Here is a 12692-nt window from a genome sequence, read left to right as displayed (position 1 = left end):
TAATTATCAATAGCTATTGCAGGTGTAAAAACTATTTCATTACTTTGAACATCAAAGTACTTTTATGGAAGACAAAGAAATCTATACCGAACTCAATTCTATCAGAAACCTGATGGAACGTTCTGCAAAGTTTATCTCTCTGAGTGGGCTTTCAGGGATACTGGCTGGTATCTATGCGCTTATTGGCGCATGGTTGGGTTACAGAACGGTCTACGGTAAAGGTTTTTCTCTACAGTCAAGAGACTACTATGTTTCAGACGAGGGTACAATCCTACAGTTATTTTTTATTGCCCTCGCAGTTTTATTGCTTTCACTGATCTCCGGTTTCATATTAACCCTGAGAAAAGCAGCCAGAAAAAATCAGAATGTCTGGAATCCGAGTAGTAAGAAATTACTGTTGAACATGGCAATACCACTGGTAACGGGTGGCATTTTCATCCTTATTCTCATGCTCAGGGGATACTATGGCATCATTGCCCCTGCGAGTTTGCTATTTTACGGCCTCGCGCTCGTAGCGGCCAGCCACTATACTTTCGAAGATGTAAAATGGTTAGGGATTATGGAAATCATATTGGGTCTTATTGGCGCTTTATATCCAGGATATGGTATCATCTTCTGGTCTATCGGATTTGGCATCCTGCACATCATCTATGGTTCAATTATGCATTTTAAATACGACAGGTGAGATCAGTACTGGAACATTTCGATAAAGCTTTCGAGAACCGGATACGCCTGCAGATCATGAGTGTATTGGTGGCCAATGAGAATTACGACTTCAACTCCCTAAAGGAATTGCTGAACGTAACAGATGGCAACCTCGCCTCTCACCTCAAAGCCCTGGAGAAAGAGGAATACATCACCGTACACAAGTCATTCCTGGGCAGAAAGCCGAATACTACTTATGCCGCCTCAGAACTGGGCCGGGCTGCTTTCATCAGGCATCTTCAGGCACTTGAAAATTTAATCAAACAGCAGAAGCAATAATTTTTTTTAACCATATACTTTGAATCACAAAGTTCTTTCAACATACAAACTATGATAACTTCAGCCTTATTTAAACGAAACTCTACACTAACTGCCGACACGCTCAATTGTTTGGGCATATTGGCCATTGTCATCTCCTCGGTGATGCTGTTAATAGAAGATGTTCTGCGCTACAGTGAAGTAAAATATTCTTCGCTATTTTTTTGCTACTCCATAACGGTGTTTTATACTGTACTGGTATTCTTGAAAACGATATCAAACCATGGTTGGGCATTTCGTAAGGGAAGCATCATTTATACTTCACACCTCTTAGTCCTGTGGTTTATCAGTGCCTTTGCGCTCAACAAGGAGATGAACCTGTTTGAGCGTTCCAGCGATTGGTTGTGTATTTTATTGTTTCTATCCTGTGCTGCGATAGTCGCAACTTCCATCCGACAATACCTCTCGAGACAGATGAACCATATCATGGTATTTATTCTGGGAATCGCTACAGTCGTCTTTGCTTACTACGCGATCTATTTAGTTCCTATATACGCGATTGGCATACTCGCTGTTGTCTTTATCGGCCTATCCCTTCACGCCTTCATTCCGCTCTTTTTGCTGATCCTGACGATAAGCTTGCTGAGCCGTATGTTGCGCGAATACCCAAGCGCAAAGTACCTGCTTGGATTAGGTATAGTCGTACCATTAGTCGTTACAGTACTATTCGTATACCAATGGAAAGGAATAAACGACTGTATCCGGCGTATACAAAATCAAAATACGCTTCATAAAAACAATCTTCCGGAATGGGTGCTTGTTTCGCGCGAAATACCACATAACTTCATCACAGAAAGATTCCTTAAAGCAGATTTAGTCTACACCACCCCAAAGGAAAACCGCAATTGGTTCTGGGGGGATTTTGAGGGATCGGGCTTTGACGAGCCCAAACAGCATGACCCACTCGTCATGATAGCTGAGTTATTGATAGGGAAATCCAGAATGGATCCGGAAGATAAAATAAAAATTCTGAAGGCAAGTTACAATTCCCGACACCTGGCACAAGAGCGGCTTTGGTCGGGGGATTATCTAAAAACCCAAAGCATTGTGACCAACATACGCATATACCCGGAGTTTAGAATGGCCTATACTGAGAAAACACTGACGATACAAAATAACGACCTCCGGACCTGGGCAAGTGAACAGGAAGCCATCTATACATTTCACCTTCCCGAAGGCGCTGTGGCATCTTCGCTTTCACTATGGATAAACGGAAGGGAAGCCACATCCAGGCTGACCACAAAAGGCAAGGCGGACAGTGCCTACAAAGCTATAGTGGGCGTGGAAAGAAGAGACCCCTCAGTACTGCATTGGCAGGAAGGTAATACCTTAAGCGTAAGGGTCTTCCCCTGCAGTAATAAAGAAAACAGGAAATTCAGAATTGGTGTAACAAGTCCGCTCAAAAAAACCGGCAAAAGTTTGATTTATGAAAACATATGGTTTGACGGACCCAGTTTTGATGGAGCCGAAGAGGCAATTGAAATGACGCTTTCCAGCGAAGTAAAAAACCTGCAGAGCGATTTGAAACAAAAAGAGAATAAGACCTATGCTCTGGAGCGGGATTATATAGATCAATGGAACATCACGATGGACGAGGTACCGCTATCGAGAAATTCATTCCAGTTTGCGGGAATCTCCTATAGTCTACAGGATGCCAGGCCCATCAAACGGTCCTTTAATCCCGAAACGATTTATTTAGACATCAACAACAGCTGGTCCTTTCCAGAATTTCAGAATATATGGAGACAGCTTAAGAACAAAAAAGTTTACGTATACAATAACCAGTTAACCGTACTGACCGAAGAAAATCTGGAAGCGCAGTTTAAGGAATTGAATAAGCAAAACTTCAGTCTCTTCCCCTTCTACAAAATAGCGGAGCCTTCCCTTGCACTTGTGATTACTAAAAGCAGCGAGCTGTCTCCCAATCTTGATGACCTAAAGGGAACTGAATTTGGTAATAAACTATCTAACTTCTTTGCAACAAAACCGTCAGTTCAGCTTTATGAATTGGAAACTTCGTCAAATCCTTACCTCAAAACACTAAAAGAGTTTCGCGCATTTAGATACAATGGGGGAAGTCAGGAGAAATTGATTAATTCATTAAAAGCAAAAGTATTTGAAGAAGCGCCCGAAACAGACACCTTGGTATGTATACCTTCGGCACAACTGGCAATTACAAAAAAAGAAACTGCTTCGACGACCGTAAAAGCCAATACACCGGATCATCTATTGAGATTATTTGCATATAATGATATTCTTAAACGGATGGCAACTACGTATTTCGCCAATGACTATGACAGGGAAGAACTCATTAAAACCGCCGATGAAGCTTTCATTGCCAGTCCGGTGTCCAGTCTGGTTGTGCTTGAAACACAAAGGGATTATGAGCGATTTGGAATTGATGAAAGTAAAAAAAGTTTGCAAAATGCAAGCATGAATTCTTCTGGTGCCGCGCCAGAGCCGGAAGAATGGATGTTAATCATTCTTGCCATCACGACTATGGCTTACATTTTACACAGGAACGGTTATCTGAAAAAATTGACTTTTTAATGAATCTGGTAGTCATGGTTGGGATAATCGTACTCGGCTACGCAATACGTGTTGAGGAGTCAAAATACAGCCGTCGGTTTTTTATACCCGCGCTGATCTTTACAACTTTAGCGATCCTTTTGCCTACGCGGACGACACTATATTTCATGTTGCTATTTAGCTTATCGTTGCTATTTGAAAACTTTATTGGGAAGCTCAGCCTGATCATCACTTTTGTGATGGTAATTCTCTCCCCGATTTTTAAGTTCCTTGGTGACACGCTCGGCTTTCCTCTTAGGTTGTGGTTAAGCGACATCGTCGCAAAAACCATGACCTTCGCTGGAATGCCCGTCAAATCAGTTGGTAACCTGATAATTATTGGCAAATTCGAATTCTACATTGATCAAGCTTGTGCAGGACTAAATATGTTGCATTTGTCGTTATTAATCGCGCTTTTCACTGCGGCGAATTACGAAAAAAAACATCAACTTTCCCTGCGCTTTATCCCAATTTGTGGGTTACTGCTCTCTACACTCTTGTTGAACATCATGTCCAACTATTTTCGCATCCTGCTGATCGTGATCTTTAAGATAATGCCGGGAAATTTCCTGCATGATTTTGCAGGAATGATTTGTATGGTTGTCTACGTGATGCTTCCGCTTGCATTATTTGCGGAACGTTTCCTGAACTGGTTGTTCAAATCACCTGTGAATGATATTGAAACCACTGTCCATACCTTTAGCTACAAAACGACATTGCTAATTCTCTTGCTCTTAGTTGTATGGTTTGGCCCCTACCTGAGTCCGCCCCACAAGCAAGGGCGTGTTGCTCATCGGCACATTCAACTCAAGGGCTATACCAAGCAAACAGTTTACGGAGATGTCACGAAGCTGCAAAACAATCTGGCGTTAATTTACTTGAAACCAACTCCATTTTATGCACCTGAGCACAATCCAATGATCTGCTGGACCGGTAGTGGCTACGAATTTAATTTGATCCGCAAAGAAACCATTCTTGATATAGAAATCTACACAGCTACGCTTCAGAAAGGGCAAGAAAAAATATATGCAGCCTGGTGGTTCGATGACGGAGAAATGAAAACGACCAACCAGTGGAAATGGAGATGGAACAGTGCTGTAAACAGCCGTCCTTTTTACCTGGTAAATGTCAACACGGCAAGATCCGAGGACTTACGTAAAATAGTAGAGACGTTACTGCCATCGCCATTCGCCGGCGATTTTTAGAGGAACTTCCACCCCATTCTCTTTCAGGAAATCTCTTATCGCATCCTCACTTTGCCTTGCTACCGGAATGTCTGCTACGTTAGCCAGGGCATAAAGTAACATCGCACTATAACGTACGGTGTTCTTCAGTTCAGATTCGTCAACCAACTTAAATACATCGCCGTTAGAATGGTAAAATGGTGCCGAGTTATTTGGCAAACTGCCTCCGGTCCCACCGCCAACAGGAATTCCCTGGAGCATAAAAGGCTGATGGTCGCTATGCAGCCATGCACCAGTAAAAAAGACATTCTTAAAGCCAGTATCCAGTTTTGTGATCTGCTGACCCCATTCGGCAAACAATTCTTTCATCTCTTTCCTGCTGGAAGAAAAACCCTTCGGATCATTGGTCATATCGTAATTGAGCATAAATCTGATCTGATCAAGTTTGTTGGAATGCCTGGCTGCCTCAACATATGCTTTGGAACCCAAAAGACCTTGCTCTTCGCCCATAAACAGGATGAATTCGATAGTACGTTTACTACTTAGGCCCAAAGTTTTGAAAGTTCTGGCCATGTCGATCACAGCAAAAGAACCGATGCCGTTGTCGATAGCACCTGTAGCAAGGTCCCAGCTATCGAGGTGCCCGCCAATCACGATCTTTTCTTCAGGGAATTCGCTGCCCCGAAGCGTCGCGATCACATTTCTGGCGCGTATCAAACCGGAGAAATTAGTCATGTTTAATCTCGCAAACTGTGCTTGCTTCAAAAGCTTCTCCTTGATGCGCATTCCATTCTCTAAACCGATGCAAACCGCCGGTATAGTGATGAGCTTACCCGTAACGGAGGCCGTACCGGTTAGCAATACCCCACCTTTTACCCCATTTATGAGTACAATTCCCGATGCTCCATACCTGGCGGCTATAGCTGCTTTCTCTGAGCGGTGCAGCGCTGGTGTCCCTTCAGGAGAGCCAGGTAAAACACCAAGATAGACCAAAGCGATCTTACCCTTAACCTTTTCTGCCATTTGCTGATAATCCGCTTCCAGGCCGTTTCCCAGATCTACTAATTCTGCTGTAACATCCGCTTTCACAGGCGAATGTGCAAGTGTAACGGAAGTGATCCTTTTCAGTGCCGATGTGCTGTCTCCAACACTGGTTTCGTTACTGATCCTATTCCAGCTTTCCACTTCGAAAGGTTGAAATTTCACATCATATCCGTAAGACTTAAGCAGCTTAAAAGCATACTCCTCCGCCTTAGCTCCATTTTCTGAACCGGTAAGCCGGTGTCCGATAAGTTCTGTAGCTTGTTTGAGATTGGGGTAAGCTTTAGAGGATGATAACACCTCTGTATTTATCCTGCTGAAAGTCGTACTGAAATCCTGCCCCTTCACAGTTGCCATACTTAGCAAAAACCCAAAAAGAAATAATGCCCTTTTCATCGAGAATTTATTTTTTACGTTCCGTCGTGTACCGGACCAGTTGTTCAAGACCTGTTCTGGCCTCCCCTGCTTCAAAAGTATATAAGATGTCAAACGCCTCCTGCTGGTATTGTATCATTTTCTGGTTTGCATAATGAACACCTTCATTGGCATTAACGAAATCAATAATTTCCTGAATTTTTACCGGATCATCCTGGTGGTTTTTTACCAGGCTGATGATTCTTCTCTTTTCAGTCTTGGTTACCCTGTTGAGTGCATAAATCAATGGCAGAGTTACCTTTTTCTCCTTTATATCTATGCCAATAGGTTTACCGACATCATCTGTTCCAAAATCGAAGGTATCATCTTTTATCTGAAAGGCAATACCTACCTTTTCACCGAATAATCTCATTTTCTCGATGCTTTCTTCATCTGCTCCCGCTGAGGCCGCCCCGCAGGCACAGCATGATGCAATCAGTGAAGCTGTCTTCTGACGGATGACCTCGAAATATAATTCTTCACTGATGTCCATCTTTCTCACCTTCTCGATCTGCAACAGTTCACCCTCGCTCATTTGCTTTACCGCCTCAGAGACGATCTGCAATAACCTGAACTCGCTGTTGTTTACAGAAAGCAGCAAACCTTTAGCCAGCAAATAATCGCCTACCAATACTGCAATCTTGTTTTTCCATAGGGCATTGATAGAAAAGAATCCCCGGCGTTCATAGGCGTTATCCACTACATCATCATGCACTAAAGTTGCAGTATGCAGCAGTTCCACTAAAGCAGCGCCACGATGGGTCGACTCAATAATGCCTCCGCATAGCTTTGCAGCAAAAAACACAAACATCGGTCGGATTTGCTTTCCCTTTCGTTTGACAATATAATGAGTGATCCTGTCCAATAATGGAGCGTCACTGTGCATTGAATCCTTAAATTTCTCTTCAAAGACCTCTATATCTGCTGCGATTGGCTGTTTGATCTGGTTTATTCCCGGCATTCAGGTTAAAATAATAGATTCTTGTATATCTTATAAAAAAATTGATCCAAACTAAACCGTCATTGCTTTTGAGGGACAAGCGAAGTCTGTACGTTTCAGTCCGGTATTTTTAATTGCACCATAACCTCCAGCGATATCGACAACCTGATCTATTCCTCTGGCTTTTAGTATAGAGGCGGCAATCATTGAGCGATAACCACCAGCACAATGAATGTAATAGGTTTCTTTAGGGCTTAAAGCGGAAGTCCATTCGTTGATGTAATCTAATGGGCGTGCCATTGTCATTTCTAAATGCTCTGCCTCATACTCTCCCGGCTTGCGCACGTCTAGTACTTTCAAGGTATTGTCGGATTGACTGATGGTTTCAAACTCAGTCGCTGAGATGGAACGAACCTCGTCCAGATCTTTACCTGCATTTTTCCATTCTTCAATGCCACCTTCCAGGTAACCTATAGTATTATCATATCCTACTCGGGCTAAACGTGTAATTGCTTCTTCTTCTTTCCCTGTCTCCACAACCAGCAGCAAAGGTTGCTGCAAATCGCTGATCAAGGCACCCACCCATGGAGCAAACTGTCCATTCAAACCAATATTTACAGAGGAAGGAATAAAGGATTTGGCAAATACCTGAGGATCCCGGGTATCTAAAATGACGGCGCCTGTCTGGTTGGCCAACGCTTCAAATTCTGCAGGAGATAGTGGGTTTTGTCCCTTTTTATATACCTCATCAAAACTATCATAACCATATTTATTCATGGCTGCATTTTTCGCAAAGTATTGAGGTGGAGGTAAAATCCCCTCTGTCACTTCCTTAATGAACTGTTCACGGCTAGCCGCCTTCAGTGCGTAATTTACTTGCTTCTGATGACCCAGGGTATCAAAAGTTTCCTTACTCATATTCTTGCCACAAGCAGAACCTGCACCATGAGCCGGATACACCAATACTTCATCCGGAAGTGGTAATATTTTATTTTGGAGAGAATCATACAGCGTAGATGCCATATCTTCCATTGTCAACTCTCCCTGTTGTGCCAGATCAGGCCTTCCCACATCTCCTATAAACAAGGTGTCTCCGGTAAATACGCAATAAGGCTTCCCATCTTTATCACTTAACAGGTAGCTTGCCGACTCCGGAGTATGACCTGGTGTGTGCAATACAGTTATCGTAAGGTCACCCACTTTAAAGGTTTCTCCGTCGGAGGCAATGTGTGATTTAAAGGAAGTTCTGGCAGTGGGGCCATAAACGATCTCAGCTCCTGACTTTTCTGCGAGGTCTACATGACCTGACACAAAATCGGCATGAAAATGCGTTTCAAAGATATATTTGATCACTGCATTGTCTTTTGAGGCCTTCTTTAAATAAGGAGCTACCTCACGAAGAGGGTCGATAATCGCAGCCTCCCCATTACTCTCTATATAATAAGCGGCTTCCGCCAGACAACCTGTATAAATTTGCTCTATGTTCATGATCCCTTGCATTATATCATCAAAATTAACATTATAATCCCTCAGCAAAAAGCCTGGGCTATAAGTTTTACCTTAAACAGTCAATTCTCCCCGGAGTGATTTTTCGATAAGCCTCGAAATTGCTTCGCGATCCAGCCCCTGCCCCATCAGGTACATGAGCTTTGTTGTTGTCGCTTCAAAGGTCATATCATAACCACTTAACACGCCCATTTGCTGCAATTTTTTACTGGTCTGGTACATCCCCAGCTCTACAGAACCACGCTGGCATTGCGTAATATCGACAATGATCTTTCCGTTACGGATGGCCTCTTCCAAACAATCTGTAAACCAATCTGCCGTAGTGGTATTTCCAGAACCGAAAGTTTCCATAACGATCGCATCTACTGAAGATAGCGTAATGGCCCTCACCGCCTGGGGAGAGATTCCCGGATAAAGCTTCAATACACCGATGTTGGGATTCAGGTTCAAATGAACTTTCAGATCCTTATCGGGCTGTGGCAATATGTAGTTGTTGAAAAATGAAAGTGTTACACCTGCTTCTGCGAGAATCGGATAGTTGGGGGAGCGAAAAGCTTCAAATTTCTCCGAATTGTACTTAATGGAGCGGTTGCCCCGGTACAATTGGTAATCAAAATAGATACATACTTCCGGCACCATTGCCTTGCCATTCTTTTTTGTCGCAGCTATTTCCAGCGCGGTAATCAGATTTTCCTTAGCATCCGTTCGAATCTCACCGATTGGCAACTGGGAGCCAGTTAGGACTACCGGCTTGCTCAGATTTTCCAGCATAAAACTCAGGGCCGAAGCGGTGAAAGCCATGGTATCAGAGCCGTGAAGGATGACGAAACCATCAAACTCTTCATATTTATCTGAGATCAACTGTGCAATATCTCCCCAGATCTCAGGTGTCATGTTCGAAGAATCAATGATTGGATCAAAAGAATACACATCAAGATTGTAATTCAACCGTTCCAGCTCCGGCACATTTTGCTGGATTTGCTTAAAGTCAAAGGGAATTAACGCGCCTGTCTTAGGATCGTTTACCATCCCAATGGTACCACCGGTATAAATGATCAGTATATTGTTCATGCTCAAATGTTAAAGATATGCCTGGAATTGGCCGTTGTCACCTCTGCAACCTCCTCAAGGCTGATTTGATAGATTTCGGCTACCCGTTCTGCAATATGCAGCAGATAGCTGCTTTCATTGGGTTTCCCTCTGAAAGGGACCGGGGCCAAATAAGGGGAGTCTGTTTCAAGCACAATTTTTTCAAGTGGTATGTGCTTTAGTACTTCATCAAGTCCGGATTTCTTATAGGTAACAACCCCTCCTATCCCCAGGTGAAAACCCAGTTCAATTGCTTGAAATGCCTGATCGGTATTGCCCGTAAAACAATGCAATATGCCACGCAAATCGGCGCCCTTTTGCGCTTCAAGTACCTCAAATATTTCATCGAAAGCTTCGCGGCAATGGATCACAATCGGCAATTCCATATCTTTTGCCCATTTGATCTGTTCTTTGAAAGCTACTTTCTGAATATCCAGCGTGGTTTTGTCCCAATGTAAATCAATGCCGATTTCCCCAATGGCATAAATGTCCCTGTCAACCATGCTCTGGCAGATTTCATCAAGAACCAGTTCATAGTCTTCCTTTACATCGCAGGGATGCAGACCGGCCATTGCAAAACAATTAGAAGGATATTTCTTTACCAAATGTTCAATTTTGGCTATGGAAGCTACGTCTACATTTGGCAGGAACAAGCGCTCTACCTTATTGTCAAAGCAGCGCTGTATCAGCTCCGCTAATTTCTCCTCATCCGTTTCGTAGTACAGATGCGTGTGGGTATCGGTTAAAAGCATGGACGAAGTTAATAAAAAAACCCTGTAAGGCGCATACCTTACAGGGTTCTATGTCGATGTTCTGTCGCCAGAATACTATTTTGCAGGGGCAACAGGAGCAGCAGGTGCTACTGGTGCAGCCGGAGCAGCTTTTGGTTTTTTGATATCTACGATCTCCACTTCAAAACATAAAGGAGAGAAAGGTGTGATACCAGCCTGTGGCTGACCACCTTCACCGTAACCCAGTTTCGATGGGATGATCAATGTGATCTTACCACCTTTACCGATCAACTGGTAACCTTCGTCAAATCCCGGAATTGCATTACCGATAGTGAAAGGACGTGGTGCATATTGAGCCATAGGGTTGTGGATTTTAGCATCTTTCGCTACTTTCTCTACAGAAGTATCGAAAATACGCTCAGATCCATCCGCTTTTTTAGTCAGCAATTTACCGGTATAGTTCAACATGATCGTATCACCCAAAACAGGCTTTTCAGCACTTCCCGGGTTAGTGATCACATACTGCAGACCTGAAGCTGTAGTTTGAACCTTCAATTTGTTGTCTTCAATGAATTTAGAAATTTTCCCTGCCTCAGCTGCTTTTTTAGTAGCTACATCAGCCTGGTAGTCTTTCTGGAAGAACTCCTGAGCTTTCTTTTGGAAAGTAGAGTCTGCTTCACCAGCAGTTTTCTTCAATACTTTTTCTACTTTAACTGTAAATACGATATAAGTATCTTTTGCATTTGCCGGTGGTTTAGGCTGGCCAGAATATTTAGCCATTGTATCCAGGTTCAATTTGAAAGTAGCACTGTCACCTTCACCAAAAAGATACAGTACATCATTCATATCACCTGCATACATTTTTTTACCTACAGGGAAGATTTGAGGCTGCTCCATATCAAAAGTATTGAACATTACAGAATCACGCTCGTTTTTCTGGATAAAGTTCAACTTCACGATATCACCTTCTTTGATTTTGTCTTTACCGCCATCCTTATGGATCTGGTACATCAGACCTCCTGGTCCTTTTTTGTAGTTGTTACAAGCAGCCAATCCAAGTGTGGCCGCGAAAAGAATAATTATACCTTTCTTCATGTGGTTTTTATTGTAATAATTGAGTTTTATATTCTGTTAATATCGTTTTAAATTCTTCTACTGTATCTGCCAGATTTTTATCAGAAGCGCCACCTGCGGCGTTTCTATGTCCGCCCCCGTTAAAGTATTTCTTACAAATCTCATTTGCAGGAAAATCTCCGGTGGAGCGCAAAGATAATTTAACTTTATCAGTTCTTTCAATAATAAATGCAGCTAGCTTAATGCCATTTACAGAGAGGGCATAGTTCACAATTCCTTCCGTATCGCCCGTTACGATATTGAATTCATTCAATTCCTCCTTTGTTACAGAGATAATTGCGGTATTGTATGCCCTTAATATCTCCAATTTGTTACTGATGCAATGCCCCAAAAACCGAAGGCGGTTCTCTGTTGCGTTATCATACACCAACTGATGGATCCTCCAGTGCTCAGCTCCAAGATCGATCAGACTTGCCGCAATTCTGTATACTGCAGAAGTTGCCGATTCAAACCGGAATGAACCTGAATCAGTCATGATACCGGTATATAGACAAGTAGCAATGTCCTTATTCATCATTTGACCGTCTTCGAGTTCATTGACAATAAATTCATAAACCAATTGCGCCGCAGCACAGGCATTGATACTCCAATGGCGATAATCGTCAAAATCTTCGGGCTCGAGGTGGTGGTCGATCATCAGCTTATAAGCGTTCGAAGCACGAACAAGCTCACCCAATTCATTGATCCTGCTCAATGTATTAAAATCCAGGCAGAAAATCATAGAGGCTTCAGCTACGTAGCTTGCCGACTTCTCTTTCTGTTCTGTATAAATGATCACATCAGAGTTATTGGGCAACCAATGCAAAAAGTAGGGATAATCTGTTGGCGTGATCACTTTAACGTGATGGCCCAACTGAATTAGATACGCATATAATCCTAAGGATGAACCCATTGCGTCGCCATCAGGTTTATGATGGGTTGTGATTACAATCTTTTGCGGCGTAGCCAGCAGCTCCTTTATTTCTGAGATAGACAACATAATATTCCTGGCAAAGCTAATGATTTAAAGATTAATTGAAGCTTAATATATTTCAAGCTTTAATATTAACAGTATTAAACGTA

Annotated in this window: 11 protein-coding genes; 4 read left to right on the top strand and 7 right to left on the bottom strand. The window is 42.8% G+C overall.

Annotated elements, in window-relative coordinates; all coding sequences use genetic code 11:
* Positions 1 to 64: 64 nt before the first annotated feature.
* The 4 genes from WAE59_RS15965 to xrtN are packed head-to-tail and all read left to right on the top strand — an operon-like array spanning position 65 to position 4796.
* The gene (locus WAE59_RS15965; RefSeq protein ID WP_337856982.1) at positions 65 to 685 is read left to right on the top strand and encodes a hypothetical protein; all 621 of its coding nucleotides are present in this window, start codon (positions 65 to 67) and stop codon (positions 683 to 685) included.
* Entirely contained in the window at positions 682 to 984 is a 303-nt protein-coding gene (locus WAE59_RS15960; RefSeq protein ID WP_337856981.1) for a winged helix-turn-helix domain-containing protein, read from the top strand. The genes WAE59_RS15965 and WAE59_RS15960 overlap by 4 nt, the downstream gene beginning before the upstream one ends.
* Positions 985 to 1035: 51 nt before the next feature.
* Positions 1036 to 3573, top strand: a complete 2538-nt coding sequence (locus WAE59_RS15955) for an XrtN system VIT domain-containing protein (RefSeq protein ID WP_337856980.1) — start codon at positions 1036 to 1038, stop codon at positions 3571 to 3573.
* Positions 3573 to 4796, top strand: coding sequence for an exosortase N (xrtN, locus tag WAE59_RS15950; protein WP_337856979.1), 1224 nt, complete (start codon positions 3573 to 3575; stop codon positions 4794 to 4796). Before WAE59_RS15955 ends, xrtN begins: the two co-directional genes overlap by 1 nt.
* Here xrtN and WAE59_RS15945 read toward each other — a convergent pair.
* From WAE59_RS15945 to WAE59_RS15915, 7 genes are all read right to left on the bottom strand, one after another.
* Positions 4764 to 6212, bottom strand: coding sequence for a M28 family peptidase (locus WAE59_RS15945; RefSeq protein WP_337856978.1), 1449 nt, complete (start codon positions 6210 to 6212; stop codon positions 4764 to 4766). The genes xrtN and WAE59_RS15945 overlap by 33 nt on opposite strands.
* A gap of 7 nt (positions 6213 to 6219) precedes the next feature.
* The gene (locus WAE59_RS15940; RefSeq protein WP_337856977.1) at positions 6220 to 7191 is read right to left on the bottom strand and encodes a polyprenyl synthetase family protein; all 972 of its coding nucleotides are present in this window, start codon (positions 7189 to 7191) and stop codon (positions 6220 to 6222) included.
* 51 nt (positions 7192 to 7242) lie between these two features.
* Complete coding sequence (locus WAE59_RS15935; protein WP_337856976.1) at positions 7243 to 8658, bottom strand: MBL fold metallo-hydrolase; 1416 nt, start codon at positions 8656 to 8658, stop codon at positions 7243 to 7245.
* Positions 8659 to 8730: 72 nt separating this feature from the next.
* Positions 8731 to 9747, bottom strand: a complete 1017-nt coding sequence (locus WAE59_RS15930; RefSeq protein WP_337856975.1) for an asparaginase — start codon at positions 9745 to 9747, stop codon at positions 8731 to 8733.
* A gap of 2 nt (positions 9748 to 9749) precedes the next feature.
* Positions 9750 to 10517, bottom strand: coding sequence for a TatD family hydrolase (locus tag WAE59_RS15925; protein ID WP_337856974.1), 768 nt, complete (start codon positions 10515 to 10517; stop codon positions 9750 to 9752).
* A 75-nt stretch (positions 10518 to 10592) separates the two neighbouring features.
* Entirely contained in the window at positions 10593 to 11591 is a 999-nt protein-coding gene (locus WAE59_RS15920; protein WP_337856973.1) for an FKBP-type peptidyl-prolyl cis-trans isomerase, read from the bottom strand.
* Positions 11592 to 11598: 7 nt separating this feature from the next.
* A complete protein-coding gene (locus tag WAE59_RS15915) occupies positions 11599 to 12609 on the bottom strand; it encodes a DHH family phosphoesterase (protein WP_337856972.1) in 1011 nt (336 codons plus the stop codon).
* Between the last annotated feature and the right edge of the window lie 83 nt (positions 12610 to 12692).

Origin of the sequence: Pedobacter sp. GR22-6 (assembly GCF_037402555.1) — a bacterium.
In the GTDB taxonomy this organism is placed as follows: domain Bacteria; phylum Bacteroidota; class Bacteroidia; order Sphingobacteriales; family Sphingobacteriaceae; genus Pedobacter.
This window is presented reverse-complemented; position numbering and strand designations above follow the sequence as displayed.